The sequence below is a fragment of the Actinoplanes sandaracinus genome (genome assembly GCF_030009775.1).
Classification (GTDB): Bacteria; Actinomycetota; Actinomycetes; order Mycobacteriales; family Micromonosporaceae; genus Actinoplanes; species Actinoplanes sandaracinus.
Window position 1 is genome coordinate 226,910 of sequence record NZ_JASCTH010000008.1, and the last position, 15,587, is coordinate 242,496.

Annotated in this window: 18 protein-coding genes and 1 tRNA gene; 7 read left to right on the forward strand and 12 right to left on the reverse strand. The window is 71.2% G+C overall.

Translation table 11 applies throughout. The features are described 5' to 3' along the window. Positions 1-56: 56 nt before the first annotated feature. Complete coding sequence (locus QLQ12_RS14585; protein ID WP_282760213.1) at positions 57-266, forward strand: helix-turn-helix domain-containing protein; 210 nt, start codon at positions 57-59, stop codon at positions 264-266. Between the two features lie 188 nt (positions 267-454). Then, positions 455-1,525, forward strand: coding sequence for a tyrosine-type recombinase/integrase (locus QLQ12_RS14590; RefSeq protein ID WP_282760215.1), 1,071 nt, complete (start codon positions 455-457; stop codon positions 1,523-1,525). 64 nt (positions 1,526-1,589) lie between these two features. Here QLQ12_RS14590 and QLQ12_RS14595 read toward each other — a convergent pair. The 6 genes from QLQ12_RS14595 to QLQ12_RS14620 all read right to left on the reverse strand — a co-directional run bounded on the left by QLQ12_RS14595 (position 1,590) and on the right by QLQ12_RS14620 (position 7,630). After that, positions 1,590-1,663: transfer RNA gene (locus tag QLQ12_RS14595), tRNA-Ala, on the reverse strand. 198 nt (positions 1,664-1,861) lie between these two features. Further along, positions 1,862-2,626, reverse strand: coding sequence for a divisome protein SepX/GlpR (gene sepX, locus QLQ12_RS14600; protein ID WP_282760413.1), 765 nt, complete (start codon positions 2,624-2,626; stop codon positions 1,862-1,864). A gap of 131 nt (positions 2,627-2,757) precedes the next feature. After that, complete coding sequence (locus QLQ12_RS14605) at positions 2,758-3,396, reverse strand: GNAT family N-acetyltransferase (protein WP_282760217.1); 639 nt, start codon at positions 3,394-3,396, stop codon at positions 2,758-2,760. Further along, positions 3,397-4,707, reverse strand: a complete 1,311-nt coding sequence (locus tag QLQ12_RS14610; protein WP_282760219.1) for a molybdopterin molybdotransferase MoeA — start codon at positions 4,705-4,707, stop codon at positions 3,397-3,399. Further along, the gene (locus tag QLQ12_RS14615; protein ID WP_282760221.1) at positions 4,704-5,594 is read right to left on the reverse strand and encodes a UTP--glucose-1-phosphate uridylyltransferase; all 891 of its coding nucleotides are present in this window, start codon (positions 5,592-5,594) and stop codon (positions 4,704-4,706) included. The genes QLQ12_RS14610 and QLQ12_RS14615 overlap by 4 nt, the downstream gene beginning before the upstream one ends. A gap of 41 nt (positions 5,595-5,635) precedes the next feature. Beyond that, the gene (locus QLQ12_RS14620) at positions 5,636-7,630 is read right to left on the reverse strand and encodes a GGDEF domain-containing protein (protein WP_407651481.1); all 1,995 of its coding nucleotides are present in this window, start codon (positions 7,628-7,630) and stop codon (positions 5,636-5,638) included. A gap of 76 nt (positions 7,631-7,706) precedes the next feature. Here QLQ12_RS14620 and QLQ12_RS14625 point away from each other — a divergent pair, with 76 nt between their 5' ends. The 3 genes from QLQ12_RS14625 (at position 7,707) to QLQ12_RS14635 (ending at position 9,797) form a co-directional block, all read left to right on the forward strand. Continuing rightward, a complete protein-coding gene (locus tag QLQ12_RS14625) occupies positions 7,707-8,327 on the forward strand; it encodes a 5-formyltetrahydrofolate cyclo-ligase (protein WP_282760225.1) in 621 nt (206 codons plus the stop codon). Between the two features lie 243 nt (positions 8,328-8,570). Next, the gene (locus tag QLQ12_RS14630; protein ID WP_282760227.1) at positions 8,571-8,945 is read left to right on the forward strand and encodes an FmdB family zinc ribbon protein; all 375 of its coding nucleotides are present in this window, start codon (positions 8,571-8,573) and stop codon (positions 8,943-8,945) included. A gap of 345 nt (positions 8,946-9,290) precedes the next feature. Continuing rightward, positions 9,291-9,797 carry a hypothetical protein gene (locus tag QLQ12_RS14635; protein WP_282760229.1) on the forward strand — a complete coding sequence of 169 codons (507 nt, stop codon included), beginning with the start codon at positions 9,291-9,293 and terminating at the stop codon, positions 9,795-9,797. Between the two features lie 211 nt (positions 9,798-10,008). Here the strand turns inward: QLQ12_RS14635 and QLQ12_RS14640 are convergent, their stop codons facing one another. Continuing rightward, positions 10,009-10,188, reverse strand: a complete 180-nt coding sequence (locus QLQ12_RS14640; protein ID WP_282760231.1) for a hypothetical protein — start codon at positions 10,186-10,188, stop codon at positions 10,009-10,011. A gap of 64 nt (positions 10,189-10,252) precedes the next feature. On the opposite strand from QLQ12_RS14640, the gene QLQ12_RS14645 reads away from it, so the two are divergent. Continuing rightward, complete coding sequence (locus QLQ12_RS14645; RefSeq protein ID WP_282760233.1) at positions 10,253-10,582, forward strand: translation initiation factor 2; 330 nt, start codon at positions 10,253-10,255, stop codon at positions 10,580-10,582. A gap of 89 nt (positions 10,583-10,671) precedes the next feature. Here the strand turns inward: QLQ12_RS14645 and QLQ12_RS14650 are convergent, their stop codons facing one another. Continuing rightward, complete coding sequence (locus QLQ12_RS14650; RefSeq protein WP_282760235.1) at positions 10,672-11,127, reverse strand: DUF2231 domain-containing protein; 456 nt, start codon at positions 11,125-11,127, stop codon at positions 10,672-10,674. Between the two features lie 272 nt (positions 11,128-11,399). On the opposite strand from QLQ12_RS14650, the gene QLQ12_RS14655 reads away from it, so the two are divergent. Beyond that, positions 11,400-12,254, forward strand: a complete 855-nt coding sequence (locus QLQ12_RS14655; RefSeq protein ID WP_282760238.1) for an oxygenase MpaB family protein — start codon at positions 11,400-11,402, stop codon at positions 12,252-12,254. Positions 12,255-12,269: 15 nt separating this feature from the next. Here the strand turns inward: QLQ12_RS14655 and QLQ12_RS14660 are convergent, their stop codons facing one another. From QLQ12_RS14660 to QLQ12_RS14675, 4 genes are all read right to left on the reverse strand, one after another. Then, a complete protein-coding gene (locus tag QLQ12_RS14660) occupies positions 12,270-13,094 on the reverse strand; it encodes a RecB family exonuclease (protein ID WP_282760414.1) in 825 nt (274 codons plus the stop codon). Positions 13,095-13,206: 112 nt separating this feature from the next. Next, positions 13,207-13,824 carry a MarC family protein gene (locus tag QLQ12_RS14665; RefSeq protein ID WP_282760240.1) on the reverse strand — a complete coding sequence of 206 codons (618 nt, stop codon included), beginning with the start codon at positions 13,822-13,824 and terminating at the stop codon, positions 13,207-13,209. Positions 13,825-13,875: 51 nt separating this feature from the next. Continuing rightward, positions 13,876-14,730, reverse strand: a complete 855-nt coding sequence (locus tag QLQ12_RS14670) for a PHP domain-containing protein (protein ID WP_282760242.1) — start codon at positions 14,728-14,730, stop codon at positions 13,876-13,878. 40 nt (positions 14,731-14,770) lie between these two features. After that, positions 14,771-15,586: a PH domain-containing protein gene (locus tag QLQ12_RS14675; RefSeq protein ID WP_282760244.1), complete on the reverse strand. Its 816-nt coding sequence runs from the start codon at positions 15,584-15,586 to the stop codon at positions 14,771-14,773. Between the last annotated feature and the right edge of the window lies 1 nt (position 15,587).

The window sequence follows — 15,587 nt, forward strand, 5'->3', positions numbered from 1 at the left end:
GACCAAGTGCGGCTCGATCCGTTTTCCCTTTCACTGCACCTGAAGGAGACACGGACATGACCCGCGCCACCACCGAACCAGTCGACACCCACCCCGGTGCCGAACTGTGGACCATCGAGGAAACAGCCGCGTTCCTCCGGACCCCGGTCGGGACGCTCTACCAATGGCGACACCGCCGCAAAGGTCCACCAGCCGCCAAAATCGGCCGACACCTGCTCTACGACCCGGCAGACGTCCGCGCCTGGTTCCGGAAGCAGGTGGCCTGACCAGGCCTGTCGATGACCTCTGGTACCTGTCCCAGCGTGGCCCGAACAAGGAGCGCTTCAAGTCCAAGCGATACGGCCGGGGCAAACGCTGGCGCTGCCGTTACGAGGACGCCAACGGCCAACCACGGGAACGACTGTTCGAGCGCAAGGCCGACGCAGAGGCGTTCGATCTCGAAGCCCGTACCCGCGTGGCACCGGAGACCCGGATCGACCAGTCTGAACGGCGCAGCACCTACCGCGATTACGCCGAACGGTGGCGACACTCCCGGAAGGTCAGTCAAGCACTCGACTACCAACGGCACCTTGACTCGCGTCTACGCCACCATCACTACCCGTACTTCGGCGACCGGCCGATTCGGGCCATCACCGTTACCGACGTCCTCGAATGGGTCGCCAAGCTCATCGGCGCGGAAGCTGCACAGTCCTCGATCAAGACCTACTTCGACGTGCTGAACGTCATCATGAACGCCGCCGTGATCGACAAGGTCATCCCTGACAACCCCTGCCGGGCCGTCCGGATATCGGCCATCCTTCGTGGCTTCTCCCGTGCCCCCAAGTGGGTGCCTACCACCGAGGACGTGCTTTCTCTGCTGCACGTCGTTCCACCTCGGTACCGCGCGGCCATCTGGCTCGGCGCGGGGGAAGGGATGCGCCTCGGCGAGGTCCTCGGCACCGAGAACGGTCCACGCTGCATCGACCCTGACCACCAGCAGGTCCACGTGGTTCAGCAACTGCGGTTCCACAAGGTCGCCTATGGCGGCTTCTATCTCGCCCCGCCCAAGTCGGGATCGGTCGGCGACGTCGATCTAGACGACACCGTTGCGGCGGCACTCGCCGAACACGTCCGGCGCTTTCCGCCTGCCCGTGTCGACCTGCCCGACATCACCCGTGGAACACCCGATCCCGGAAAGCCGGCCACCCGACGAGTCGCCGAACTGCTGTTCACCGACGACTACGGTCGGCCCATCCATGACCAAGCCTGGTCGAAGCTCTGGGCAGGATGGCGTAAGGCTGCGGGCTGGCCTCAGGAAGGCACCTTCCACTCGCTACGCCACTACTTCGCTACGGCTCTGATCGCTGCCAACCTCGACCCGACCGACGTGCAGAACGCGCTCCGTCACTCCAGCCTGCGAATCACGCTGGAGACCTACGTGCACTGGTGGCCGAAGAAGGATCGTCGCCGGAACGTCATCGGCACCGGCCTGTTGGCCGCTGAGGACCTTCGTCAGGGCGGCGGTAAGAACCTGATCCTGCTCTGAGTTGTGCCGGATCTGGGCCTAACGATCAATGGCCAGCGTTTCCGCTGGCCAGATCATGTGTGGGTGGAGCTGAGGGGATTTGAACCCCTGACCCCCTCGATGCGAACGAGGTGCGCTACCAGTCTGCGCCACAGCCCCTTGGTTTTCCGGCGACAACGTCACCTTGGAACCGACAAAAGGCTAACAGGTCGCTGGCGCATCCCGCGAACCGCCCCTCCCCCCGAACGCCGAGCGGCAGCAGCCCGGATGCGGGCGCAGCGGCCGGGAGCGCCGCCGACGTCGCCGAGGGAGCCAGGGAACGGCGAAAACAGTGGGGCAGGGTGGCCGTACCCCCGCTCAGGAGGCGTTGTGGTGCCGCCCACCGGCCTCGTAGGGGCGACCGCGCAGACCGCCGCCTCGCCGCCGATAGGAGACGGAGCCGCCGTTGGCGGCGACCGGAAGGTCGGAGGGCTCCCGGTCGAGGCCCATCGCCGCGCGTCGGACGGCTTCGCGCTGGACGGCGAGGCGGCGCTGGGCTTCGCGGCGGGCGGCGGCGCGGCGGGCTTGTTCGCGGCGGACCTCGGCCTGGCGGGCGGCGAGCCAGGCCGCTTCGCGGGCCTGGATGTGGCGGCGGCGGCGGTCGGCGACGGCACGGTTGCGCAGGTGTACGAGGTACAGGCCGAGCAGACTGCCGGTGACCGCGACGCTGATCCAGAATCCGGGGCTGACCGCGACGACGCCGACGAGTTCGATGACGTTGAGCAGGACGAGCGCGGCGAAGACTCGGCGACGGCGGACGACCGCGGGGGTGCCGCGGCGTTCCGGGACGCGGCGGGGTGGGCGTTTGCCGGTGACGAGGCGGAGGCGCCGTTCCGCCGGCGCCTGGACATCGGCCGCATCACCCGTTGGGGCGGGGACCGTAACCGTGACCTGGCGGCCGGGGTTGATCGGTCGGCGTCCGGGCACGGTACGGCGACGGCGGTGGCGCTGGAGCACCCGCGCCGTCGAGGACGCCCGCTCCGCGGCGAGGCGCTCGGTGGCGTCGTACCGGCGCACCAAGGCCGGGGCGAGGGCGAGCAACCCGGCCGCGGCGAGGACGGCGAGGAGCACCGAAGTCGGCACCGTCACCCCTCCATCCCGCCACGACGGATGACACGACGAATGACCGTGTCGAATGACACGACGACTGCGAGGTTACGGGCGGTAGCGGTGATATTCCGCGCGCCGCGCCGGTAGCGTTCTGACGTTCAAGATCACTGGGCGGTACGGGCACGCCGCCACCGCGCCAGCAGGCCACCTTCGAGGGCGACCTCTTCGCTGGTCATCGCATATCCGAGGTGATCGCGCCAACCCCCGTCGATGTGCATGTAGCGCTGGTGGTAGGCCTCCTCGCGGAATCCCAGCTTCTCCACCACCCGGCGGCTCGGCCCGTTCTCCGGCCGGATGTTGACCTCGATGCGGTGCAGACCGCCCGGGCCGAAGGCGTGGTCGACGGCGAGCGCGAGGGCCGTCGGGATCACGCCGCGGCCGGCCACCCGATGATCCACCCAGTAGCCCGCGTACGCCGACGCGAACGCCCGCCGCACGATGTTGCCCAGGTTGACGTGCCCGACCAGCCGTTGCCGGCCGTCCTCGACCAGGCAGACGGCGAACGGCATGCTGTCGCCGTTGCGGGCGGCCCGTCTCATGTCGCGGTAGACGTAACCGAAGGCGCGCGGGGAGTTCATCTCCGCCCACGGTCCCGGCGGCGTCGACTCCCAGGGCGCCAGCCATGCCTGGTTCGCGATCCGGACCTCGGACCAGCTCCGGGCGTCGCCCCGTTTGTACGGCCGCAGCAGCACAGCCCCGTCCGCCAGCACAGCGGGCCATCCGGGCGTGGTGGCCCCCAGCATCTATCGCCTCCGGTCGAGCAGCAGCACGTCGACGGTCGAGCCCGCGGCCGCTGTGGTGACCCGTTCGCCGAGCACCAGCAAGCCGTTGGCCTCGGCCAAACCGGAGAGAGTGTACGGCCCACCGGCGAGCGGCTGCACCGTGTAACCGCCACCCCGCCGTTCCGCGACGTGGGCCGGCCGGAACTCACGCAGCCCGCCGGGCGACGACACCGTCTCCAGCAGGTGCGCCTTGACGCCGGGCCGGAACACCGGCTCGGACCCGGCGAGCAGCTGGATCACCGGCCGGGCCAGCACCTCGAAACCGATCAGCGCGGCGCCCGGCTCGCCGGGCAGGCAGACCACCGGGACCTCCTCGCCGCCGACGGTGCCGAACCCGAGGGCGGTGCCGGGGCAGAGGGCGACGTCGGTGAACGCGACGGTGCCCCGGCCGGAGCCCGGCCTGGACAGCACCCGGCGCAGCATGTCGCCCGGCCCGGTGCCGGTGCCCCCGGTCGTAATGATCAGATCGGCGCGCAGCGTCTGGTCCTCCAGCAGGCCGCGCAGCCCTTCCGGGTCGTCGTCGCAGATGCCGATCCGGTACGCCGTCGCGCCCGCCTCCACCGCGGCCGCGGTGAGGGCGTGCGAGTTGGCGTCGACGACCTGCCCGGGCTGGCTGGGCCGGCCCACGTCGACGAGCTCGTCACCGGTGGCCACGACCACCACCCGCGGGCTGGGCCGCACCATGACGTGCCCGATGCCGGCGGCGGCGAAGACGGCGACCATCGGCGGGGTGACGTAGGACCCGGCGGAGGCGAGCAGCTGCCCGACGGCGATCTCCTCCCCGGCCCGCCGGACGCCCGACCCCCGTTTCGGGGCGTGCATGATCTCGACCGCGGCCATGCCCTGATCGGTCCAGTGCACCGGGACGACCACGTCGGCGCCGAGCGGCAGCGGAGCGCCCGCCGCGACCGAGAAGCAGGTTCCCGGAGTGATCCGGACCGGCCGCCAGTGCGCCGCCCCCATGTCGCCGACCACGTTCAGCCGGACCGTGCGGGCGGTGCTCTCGAACTGCCCGAACGACGGGTGCGACCCGATGCGCCCGGCTCCCGCCAGGTCTTCCCATCGGGCCGCGTACCCGTCGATCGCGGCCTGGTCGAACGCCGGGAACGGGTGCGGCGCGACGACGTCGGCCGCCAGCGTGTTCCCGTGCGCCTGAGTGAGGTCGAGGTCGAGCGGAGGCAGCGCCCGGAGCCTGCGCAGCACGCTGCCCAGGTACTCGGCGAGAGGCATCAGCTCGTTGGCGGCCGCCTCGCGATCGGCCGTCGCGGTCATCCCTTCCGACCACCGACGAATTCGGTGAGCCAGCTCAGGAACTCCTCGCCCAGGTCGTCGCGCTTGACGGCGAGTTCGACGACGGCCTGCAGGTAGCCCAGCGGCATGCCGGTGTCGTAGCGGTGACCGCGGTAGACGATGCCGTGCACCGGCACACCGTCGGCCAGCATCGTCGCCATCGCGTCGGTCAGCTGGATCTCGCCGCCGTTGCCGGGCTTGGTCTCGGCGAGCACGTCGAAGATCGAGGCGGGCAGCACATAGCGGCCGAGCACCGCCAGGTTGCTCGGAGCCTCCTCCGGCGACGGCTTCTCGACCAGGCCGGTGACCTCGACGACGTCCGGCTTCCCGGTCTCGCGCACGGACGCGATGCCGTACCGCGACGTCTCGTGCGGGGCGACCTCCATGAACGCGAGGACGATGCCGCCGGTCTCCGCCTGCAGATCGATCATCGCTGGGAGCAGCGGCTTGTCCTCCTCGACGAACTCGTCACCGAGCAGCACCGCGAAGGCGTTGTCGCCGACGTGCGCGGCGGCGGTGCCGACGGCGTGGCCGAGGCCCAGCGCCTCACCCTGGCGGACGGTGTAGATGTCGGCGAGTTCGCTCGAACGGCGTACCGCGGCGAGCCGCTTGTGGTCGCCCTTCTCCTCGAGCCGGGCCTCCACGTCGGGACGCCGGTCGAAGTGATCGACCATCGCGGTCTTGCCGCGGCCGGTGACCAGCAGGACGTCGGTGATACCGGCTGCCGCGGCCTCCTCGACGATGTACTGCAGAACCGGCCGGTCCACCACCGGCAGCAGTTCCTTCGGCACGGCCTTGGTGGCCGGCAGGAAGCGGGTGGCGAGCCCCGCCGCGGGGATCACGGCCTTGACGGCGCGCTTCGTCGTCATTCAGTCACTTCACCTTCGCTGGTTCCGGACATGCCGCGAGACTATCGGCCGAGGCCATGTCGCGGCGGGTGCGGCCCACCGATGGCGGCGGTCGCGGGGTTCAGATGCCCTTCCGGGCCGACACGGGAAACCCGTTCCGCCAATCGGTACGTGTCCCTGCCCGCGTTCTTCGCCACATACAACGCCTCGTCGGCCGCGTCGAGCACCGCCTGGGCCGTCCCGCCGTGTTCCGGGAAGACCGCGATGCCGATGGAGACGCTGATCGGGACGCGGTCGTTCATGCCCGGCCGGCGCGGGTCGACCGGCACCGGCCAGTCCCGCACCGCGGCGCCCAGCCGCTCGGCGACGATCACACCGCCGTACGCGTCCGTCTCCGGCAGCAGCACCACGAACTCCTCCCCGCCCTGGCGGAACGCCACGTCGACCTCACGCAGACCGAGCCGGATCCGCCGGGCGAACTCGCCCAGCACCTGATCGCCCGCCGCGTGCCCGTACGTGTCGTTCACCTCCTTGAAATGGTCCAGATCGAGGACCAGGACGGTGAGCATCCGGCCGAACCGGCTCGCCCGCTCCACCTCGCGGCGCAGCACCTCGCGCAGATAACGGTAGTTCCAGAGTCCGGTCAGCGGATCGGTCAAGGAGAGCCGTTGTGCCTCCTCATGGACCCTGACGTTGTGCACCGCCACCCCCGCCTGCCCGGCGAAGGTGCGCAGAGTGCGCATATCGGCATCCTCGAAGGAGGGGCCGCCGAGCCGGTCGTAGAGGGCGAGCACTCCGAGCACGCCCGGCTCCGGCTCGGAGTCCTCGGTGGGCGGGGCACAGATCGGGACAGCGAGATACGACTCACACACCGGCTCGTCGGAGGCGGTGCAGGCCGCGCCCCGCAACGGCGATCCGGTGGCCGCCACCTTGCCGAGCACGCCGCGGCCCGGCACGAGGCAGCGTTTCAGCAGGTCCGCGTCGGGCACGTCCCAGTCGCCGGTGAGCCCGACACCGCACCGGGCGGCGAGCCGCCCGTCGGCCGGGTCGGTGAGCAGGATCAGCCCGGCCCGCGCGCCGGTCGCCGTCATCGCGGTCCGCAGGATCACCGGCAGGATCCGGTCCAGGTCGTGCGTGCTGGACAGGGTGTCGCCGAGGATCGCCAGGTGACGGCGAAGCTGGTCACGGCTCGCGGTCAGCGCCTGGACGTAGGACTGCAACTCCCTCGTCATCCGGTTGAACGTGCCGGCCAGGCGGCCCAGCTCGTCCGGGCGCGGAATCGGCACCCGGGTGTCGAGGTCGCCGTTCGCGACCCGGTCGGCCGCCCACGCCAGGTCACCGAGCGGGCGGGTGGTCGAACGGGCCAGCCATCGGGCGGCGACCACCGCGACCACTGCGGTGACCAGCACGATCAGGACCAGGACCGCGTACCGGACGGCCGGTTCGCCGCCGGCGGCGCGCAGGGTGAGGCGCAGCGGGCGGCCGGGTTCGGCGGGCAACTCACGGTCCGTCGTCCCGGCGGCCTCCGGCGCGGCCGGGCCGAGCGCGACGCCGACACCCACACCGACGGCTTCGCCGAGCCGGCTCAGCATGGCGGCGTCGATCCGCTGGGCGGCGGTCACGGTCACCTCGTCGGCGTACGCGGACGCGGCCAACGCCGTGGCCGTTTCCGCCGGGTTCGCTTCGGCCGGGTCGGCGCAGTCCCGCCAACCGGCCGGGTTGGCATCGCCCGTGGTCGCGGCCCGTCCCAGGATGGGCTGTTCCGGATCGGTCACATGAAGATCGGTGGCCAGCCCTCGGGCGAGCAGCTGGCCGGCGACCGCCTGACGGTCGGCCGCCGGGACGACCGCGACGGCGTCGGCGGCGGCCTGCAACTGACGGCAGATCGCGCCGACCGCGGCATTCACGGTCATCTCCGCCTGGTCGAGGCGTTCGGTGGTCCGCTCCCGGTTCACCGCGCCGGCGGTCAGCGCGACGAATATGGACCCGAGTAGGACCGGACCAAGCACGACCACCAGGAATGCGCTGGTCAGCCGGCCACGTAATGTCACGCACATCCTCCTGGGGTGGCCCTCTTTGGAGCGATGCTGACATAGTGTGCACCGTTTGCCGGCTTCCAAAAGGGGGTGTTGCATGTCGGATTTAACCCCTGATGCGGAAAAATCCCGGAATTTCAAGATCGCGCTACGCACACGCCTGCTCACGGCGCGTCGATCACTTCCGGTCACCGTTCGCTCGGCCGCCGCCGCGCGACTGCAGGAGGAGACCCTTGCTCTGGTACGGGAGACCGGCGCCCGGGCCATCGCGGCGTACGTCCCCGTCGGCTCCGAACCGGGCGGCCCCGACCTCCCCGACCGGCTCTTGGCCGCGCTGCCGCCCGGTGGCCGGCTGCTCCTGCCCGTCCTGCTCCCCGACAACGACCTGAACTGGGCGCCGTTCACCGGCCCCTCGTCGCTTCTCACCGGATCACGTGGCCTCCGCGAGCCGTCGGGGCCACGGCTCGGCGCGACGGCGGTCCGCTCGGTTGACCTGCTGCTGGTCCCCGCCCTCGCGGTGGGCCGCGACGGCACCCGCATGGGACGGGGCGGCGGCTCCTACGACCGCGTCCTGGCACGCCTGCCGTCACCCGGCCCGCTGGTCGTGGCGCTGCTGCACGACGGCGAGGACGTCGAGGCCGTACCGGCCGAACCCCACGACCGCCCCGTGCACGCCGTCCTGACCCCGTCCGGCGGCCTCTCCCACCGCCCACGGTGAGCCGCCACCGGCTCCAACAGCTCACCCGGGCGTTGCCGCCTCGTGGGCCCGAGAGCCTGCGGCGGCTGGACCACCGGTCGCGGCCAGGCCGTCCGCGACCGTGGGCCGGCAGGCCACTGTGACGACTTCCACCGGCGGCTTTCTCCCTCAGGCCGGGCTCCGAGTGGACGAATTGACCTCCGATGCCGCAACATTGGCACTCGGAGTTGGCGAGTGCCAGCAGCCGATTGATCCGGAGGAGCCGTGCCTACCTACCAGTACGCCTGCACCGAGTGCGGTGAGCACCTCGAAGCTGTGCAGTCCTTCTCCGACCCCGCGCTCACCGAGTGCCCGAACTGCCAGGGCAAGCTCCGCAAGGTGTTCAACTCGGTCGGGATCGTCTTCAAGGGTTCGGGCTTCTACCGCAACGACTCCCGCTCCGGCAACGTGAGCGCCGAGAAGTCGGGCAGCGGTTCCGGAGAATCAGCCGCCAAGAAGTCGGAGACGTCGACCACCTCGTCGTCCGACTCGTCCTCGTCGACGACCACCTCGTCGTCCTCGACGGCTTCTTCGTCCTCCTCATCCGGCTCGACGTCGTCGTCGACCGGCAGCGGAGCGAAGACCCCCGCGGCCACCTGAGCCGCAACGGACCCACCGCACCACCTACGTCGCCTACGCGCCGAGCCGGTCCCCGGCCCGGCGCGTAGCCGTTTCCAGGGTTGTCCACAGTTCACCGCTGTCCACAGGGCTTCCCCACCGCGGAGCAGCCGAGGCCTAGCGTCTGTCGCGCCGCCTCCTCGGCGACGGCCGCCTCGCCGGAACCGCCACGCCCCCGGCGACCATTGCCGTCCGGCGGCTGTGGTCGCCAGGCGGCGGCTGTAGTCGGTGGCCGGCGGCTGTGGTCGCCAGGCGGCGGCTGTAGTCGGTGGCCGGCGGCTGTAGTCGCCAGGCGGCGGCCCCGACATGGCGAACTCTGGAGGTGTGATGTCCCGCGCGGATCCGACGCCGGCCGATGAACGTCTCGACCCGGTGCGATGGCGCCGGCCAGGTCGCGGCACGCTGCTCCGCCTGGTCACCGTCACGGTGCTGTTGATCACAGCGGCCGCGGTCCTCTGGCTCGAGCCGGCCGGCTGCGTCCCGGCCACGACGACACAGCCATCGGGCTCGGCGACCGGACCCTCATCGGCGCCGCCATCGAGTCAGGCGGTGGCCACCCGGCAGATCCCGCCGGGCAACGTCGGGGTTCCGGTGCGGCTGGCCGACCCCACCGCACTCACCGTGGTCCGTCCCGGCAACCGGGTGGATCTGCTCCGCCTCGACGGCGACCACGGCAGGACGACCGCGGTGGCGAGCGCGGCCCTGGTCCTGGAGGTGACCGGAGCCGGCGATCCGGCCACCGGTGGTCTGCTGCTGGCTCTCGGCCCAGCCGAGGCCGAACGCGCGGTCGCCGCCTCCGGCCGCGGTTTCGCAATAGTGATCCGCCCGAACTGACCGACGACGAGCCCGCCGAGAAACGCGCCGGCCGACGCAGAGCCGCCCGAGCCGGAATTCACTCCAGCAGACACGCTGACCCGACCGGCCCCCGGCCGGGCGGCCGGCTCGGGGTGAAGGTCAGCGCCAGCCCCCGGTGAAGGCAGCCCCAGCTCGCGGTGAGAGTCAGCGCCAGCCCGGGGTGAAGGTCAGCGCCGGCTCGCGGTGAGGGTCAGCCCCAGTGTGGCGGCCGGTCCTCCAGCAGGCGGTCGTCGTTGGACGAGGATCGCTCGCCCCAGCCGCGCTCGGTGTCGTCGCGAGTCTGGTCAGGCAACACCGCGGCCTCCTCGGACTCGAAGTCGACCTCGCGCTCGGCGTCGTTGTCCCGCTCAGGGTCATCCAGGATGTCCACGTCTACGAGGGTAAGCCGACAGCGGCGCAGCCGTCGTCCCCCTCCGGTTGTACCGTCGGTGAACGTGAGCTCCCCCACCAGCGTCCCGGACGATGACGACGCCTATTGGCAGCGCCCTGATCCGGCCGCCGAGCCGCTCGGCCGGCCCGAGTCTCCTCCGCCGGCCCGGCCTGCCGGCTATTCGGGGCCGCCACGTGCCGACCCGCCGCCCGCCGACTGGCGACCGCCGACGATCGCGCACCCGCCACCGCCCCGACGGCTTCCGGCGCAGAACGCCGAAGCCCTCGACGAGGCGGAGGGGTCCGCGCGCACCGTCACGTACGGCATCGGCCTGGTGGCCGGCGCGATCAGCCTCATCCTGGCCTGCCTGCTCTGCGCCCGCATCGTCTTCTGACGGCCCGTGCGCCGGGCACGACGCCCGGAACACCGCGCGCCGCCGGCCGGAGCCGGCGGCGCGCGGTCAGACTGCGGGACAGCGGACGATCAGTAGGTGCCCCAGACCGCGGTCGCGCCCGAGTCTCCGGTCTCGTACAGGTAGTAGCCGCTCAGCACGGCCAGCACCACCAGCACCAGGGCGAAGCCGAGGTCGGCGAACTTCGGCAGGGCGCGGGGGTTGCGGGCGGTGAGCACGACCAGGGTCAGGCTGACGACGCCGAGCGCGAGCGTGAGCCAGAACGTGGTCGTGCCGTTCGCCATGTGCCCATCGAGGATGACCTTGCCGGGCGGTGAGACCCGCCCGAGGCTCAGCAGGCGGTTGTAGAACTCGGTGCCGGAGAGCATGGTGATCAGCGCGGCGATCGGCGCGACGATGGCCAGGAGCCCCACCGCCCATCCGATCTTGGGGCGCCAGGAGGCGACGAAGCCGTAGACGACCGCCCCCAGAGCGAGCAGGGGCACGAAGATGACGGCGGCGTGCAGCACAAGGACATGTACTGGCAAACCGTTTACCTGGTCTAACACCATTCCTCCTCGATCCGGGCGGCGGCGGTCCGGGTGAAGGTCAGCTTAGGAGTTCTGTGACGGCGCAAACATCCCCCCGAGGTCAAGTCGTGATCGAACCGCGCCGTACGCGCCGGTAGGCGTGATCATCGCGAGTGCCGGTGATGGCCGCTTCGCCACGCTGCCGGCACCCGGTGACCCGTGCGGGCCCGGCCGGAACGCCGGCCGCCTCCTGACCGGCCGCCGGGCGGATCCCGTGGCACGCTGGATGAATGACGGGAGACGTGGGCCTGTTCGGACCGGACTCGGTCACCTGGAAACTGCACCGCGAGCCCATCCTGCTGCTGGGCGGCCTACGGTCGCTCTACCTGCAGGCGCTGCATCCGCGGGCGGTGGCCGGCGTGGCCCAGAACTCCGGTTACAAAGCCGATCCCTGGGGCCGGCTCGTCCGCACCTCGGATTACGTCGGCACCGTGATCTACGGCAGCACCGCCGAGGTCGAGGCCGCCGCGAGCCGGTTGCGGCGGTTGCACGCGCGGATGTCGGCGGTCGACCCGCTGACCGGTGAGCGGTTCCGGATCGACGAGCCCGGCCTGCTCCGCTGGGTGCACGTGACCGAGGTCGAGTCGTTCCTGACGACGGCCGTCCGGGCCGGGGTGCGGCTGACCGCCGACGAGGTGGACGGCTATTACACCGAGCAACTGCGCTCGGCCGAGCTGGTCGGGCTCGACCCGGCGAGCGTGCCGTCGACCGCCGCCGAGGTGGCGGCCTATTTCGAGGCGATGCGCCCGGAGCTGGGCCTCACCCGGGACAGCGCGGAGACCGCCCTCTTCCTCACGGTGCCGCCAGTGCCCCAGCACTGGGGTGGTCGCGCGCTGCGTCTCGGCCTCACCCTGGGCCCGGCCCGGTGGGCTTATCTCGGCATCGCCGGGACCGCGGTGGGCCTGCTGCCGAGCTGGGCCCGGAAGATGTACGGCGGCCTGGGCTGGCCGACCACCGACGTGGCGGCCGGCCTGTCCGTGCGCGGCATGCGGGCGCTCATCGCCGGGGTGCTGGCCGCTCTGCCCGAGCAGTACCGCGTGGCCCCGATCCGCCGTGCCGCCCTGGAGCGGGCCGGCCTGGCGTGACCGGACGCCAGGTGCTCAGGCGCTCAGGTGCTCGACCGCCGTCCACGGCTCCTTGGCCACCGCCTGGGCGCCGGCCGGGCACACCTTGCGAAAGTCGCACCACCCGCACAGCGAGCCCGGATTGACCGGGAACTGCTCATCCGGGTCGGCGCCGGCAGCGACCGCCTTCTCCGCGGCCATGATGTCGAGCGCGGTCTCCTCGGCCCGGCGCACCTGACGGTCCAGCGACTCGGCGGTGTGCTCGTGGACGGCGACCACGCCGGTCGGCAGGTGGTGCAGCTCGACCCGGTAGCAGGGCCGCCGGAAGATGCGCTGGGCGGCGAACGCGTACAGCGCGAGGGCCTGGGAGCCGCGGGCGTCGTCGGCGGAGAGCCCGGAGCGGCCGGTCTTGTAGTCGACGATGACGGCCTCGGGGCCGTCCGGGCCGACCCGGTTGTCGATCCGGTCGGCCCGCCCGTTCAGCGCCAGCACGCCGGTCTTCGCGGCGACGACCCGCTCGACGCCGAGGGGCTCCTCCTCCGGGTCGAGGGTGGCGACGTAGCTCTCCAGCCAGTCGAGGGCGCGTTGGTAGGTGGCCCGCTCCTGGTCGACGTCGCGGTAGCCCTCTCGCACCCAGGTGGCTTTGAGCAGGCGGGGCAGCACCTCGGGCAGGCGCTGCTCGGTGGGCAGCATGTACCAGTTCTTCAGCGCGGTGTGCACGCTGGCGCCGAGGGAGTTGTGCGCCCAGGGCGCGCCCTTCGGCGGGGTCGGCCGGTCGACGTACGAGTACCGGTACCGGCGTGGGCAGTCGGTGTACGTCCCGAGCTTGCTCGGTGTGCAGACGAAGAGTCGCTCGGGCATGCCGGCGAAACCGAGCTGCTCGGGGATCGCGGACTTGTTGACGGAGGACCCGGTGGCCCGGGAGCGGGTGGGGGGCACGGGAACAATCCTGCCAGCACCCCCCGACAAAACGTCAGGGCAGCGCGGCGTACGACTGCACGAAGGCGTACACCGCGTCCGCGATGAGTTGCACCGCGATGGCCGCGAGGAGCAGCCCGGCGATCCGGGTGAGCACCTCGATGCCGGCCGGGCGCAGCATTCTGACGATCACCCCGGAGAAGCGCAGGACCAGCCAGACGGTCGCCATCACGGCGAGGATGCCGGCCGCCAGGACCAGGTATTCGCCGGTGCCCTCGGCCCGCTGCACGTAGAGCATGGTGGCGACGATGGCGCCGGGCCCGGCCAGCAGCGGGGTGCCGATCGGGACGAGGGCGACGTTGCTGGTCCCGATCTGGTCCGAGGGCTCGTCGGTCTTTCCGGTGAGCAACTGCAACGCCACCAGGACGAGGAGCAGGCCACCGGCCGCCTGTAGGGCCGGGAGCTGGACGTGCAGGTAGTCCAGCAGGGTCTGCCCGGCGACGGCGAAGCCGATGATCACACCCAGGGCGAGCAACACAGCCTGGGTGGCGGCCCGGTTGCGGGCCTTCGCGGGCATGGAGCCGGTGAGTGCGAGGAAGACCGGGACCATGCCGGGCGGGTCCACGATCACCAGCAGCGTCACGAAGAACTCGCCGAACAGCTTGACATTCACCCGAACAAGGTAGGTGTCGTGGCCGTCCCGCGCAGGCGGGTGCGGTGAGCGTCACCCGAGCACGGGAACTCCGGTCGCTGCCGAGACGATTTTCTCGAAGGCCTCGGGATCGGTTCGGAAGGCTCCGAGCTGGACCGTCTTGTGCGTACCGTGGAAGTCGGAAGATCCGGTGACGACGATGCCGAGCCGTTCCGCCAGCGCCCTTATCTGCGCCCGCTCTGCGGGGGTGTGGTCCTCGTGATCGGCCTCCAGGCCGAAGAGGCCGGCATCGGCCAACTCGGCGATCAGCTCGTCGGGCACCACCCGGCCGCGCACCGTCGCCCGGGGATGGGCGAACACCGCGACCCCGCCGGCCTCGCGCACCGCCCGGAGAGCGTCGAAAACATCAAGATCAGATTTGGGTACGAAATAGCGCGAGCCCAGCCAGGCGGACGCGAACGCCTCATTCGTGGTCTTCACCAGACCGGCCCTGATCAGCGCCTGCGCGATGTGCGGCCGCCCCACCGAGCCGCCGGCGGCATACCCGTGCACCTCACCCCAGGTGATCGGCACGCCGTCGGCCCGCAGCTTTTCCACGATCTTCTCGCCGCGTCGCTCCCGGTCCTCGCGCAGCCGGACGAGCTCCGCCGCGAGCACCGGCTCCGCCGGGTCGAAGAGGTAGGCCAGCAGGTGCAGCGGGATCGCCGGTTCCACCCCGTGCCAGCGGCAGGACAACTCGGCGCCACGGACCAGCCGCAAGCCCTCGGGGCGGGCCGCGGCGGCCTCGTCCCAGCCGCCGGCGGTGTCGTGGTCGGTGATCGCCATGACGTCCAGCCCGGCGGACGCACCCGCCCGGACCAGCTCGGCCGGCGTCAGCGTGCCGTCGCTGGCGGTCGAATGACAGTGCAGGTCGATACTGGTCACCACTGTGACGCTACCGTCGGGCACGGTCGCGGGCCGGCACAGTTCAGGCGTCGTCGCCCTCGTCGTCCTTGCCGAGCCGGGCTTCCACCGCCTGGGGCTCGTACATCTCCTCGACCACGCGGAGGTAGAGCTCGTTGGGGTTGGGCAGGTGCTTGACCTCGCGCAACGCCTGGTCCTGGCCGGCCGACTCGAGGACGAAGGTGCCGTAACTCAGCATGCGGCCGAGGGCGGACTGTTCGTACTTCATGTCGGTCACCCGCAGGAGGGGCATCATCGCCACCTTACGGGTGATGATCCCGTTGACCACCATCACGCGCTTGTTGGTGAGGATGAACCTGTCGAAGTACCAGTCGAAGACCTCCCACGCCACCCAGCTGATCACGCCCAGCCAGATCAGGACGGCGACGGTGACCAGACCGTCGACCTCCTGCTTGGTCAGGAAGCCGGCCAGGTAGCCGAGCACGAGCGTGGCGGCGGCGCCGATGCCGATCGGCTTGGCGAGGTGGATCCAGTGTCGTTTCCACTCGCCGCGATAACGCTCAGTGGGGAACAGATAGCGGGCGACCAGCGTGGTCGGCTCGTCCTCCAGCGGGAGGAAACGCCGGGGGCCACCACCGCGGTCGAGCCCTTCCAGCTCCTCGGGCGTGAAGCTGGGAGCCTGATACTCGTCGGTCTCGTCATAGAGGTCGTCGGGTGAGCGGCGGCGCCGCGCGAACGCCGGGTCGTCCTCAAAGGAGGCGGCGTCAGGGTAATCAGGATCGTCGTCGAAGGCGGGGTCGCGATACCCATAGCTCTCATCGTCGTCCTGAGGGCGACGGGCACCCTCACCTCGCGGGTCGCGCGGCTCACCAGGATCCATG

Coding starts and splice junctions, on each gene's coding strand:
- QLQ12_RS14585 (WP_282760213.1), top strand. CDS start 57: ATGACCCGCGCCACCACCGAACCAGTCGACACCCACCCCGGTGCCGAA.
- QLQ12_RS14605 (WP_282760217.1), bottom strand. CDS start 3,396: ATGCTGGGGGCCACCACGCCCGGATGGCCCGCTGTGCTGGCGGACGGG.
- QLQ12_RS14610 (WP_282760219.1), bottom strand. CDS start 4,707: ATGACCGCGACGGCCGATCGCGAGGCGGCCGCCAACGAGCTGATGCCT.
- QLQ12_RS14615 (WP_282760221.1), bottom strand. CDS start 5,594: ATGACGACGAAGCGCGCCGTCAAGGCCGTGATCCCCGCGGCGGGGCTC.
- QLQ12_RS14620 (WP_407651481.1), bottom strand. CDS start 7,630: ATGTGCGTGACATTACGTGGCCGGCTGACCAGCGCATTCCTGGTGGTC.
- QLQ12_RS14625 (WP_282760225.1), top strand. CDS start 7,707: ATGTCGGATTTAACCCCTGATGCGGAAAAATCCCGGAATTTCAAGATC.
- QLQ12_RS14635 (WP_282760229.1), top strand. CDS start 9,291: ATGTCCCGCGCGGATCCGACGCCGGCCGATGAACGTCTCGACCCGGTG.
- QLQ12_RS14655 (WP_282760238.1), top strand. CDS start 11,400: ATGACGGGAGACGTGGGCCTGTTCGGACCGGACTCGGTCACCTGGAAA.
- QLQ12_RS14660 (WP_282760414.1), bottom strand. CDS start 13,094: ATGCCCGAGCGACTCTTCGTCTGCACACCGAGCAAGCTCGGGACGTAC.
- QLQ12_RS14675 (WP_282760244.1), bottom strand. CDS start 15,586: ATGGATCCTGGTGAGCCGCGCGACCCGCGAGGTGAGGGTGCCCGTCGC.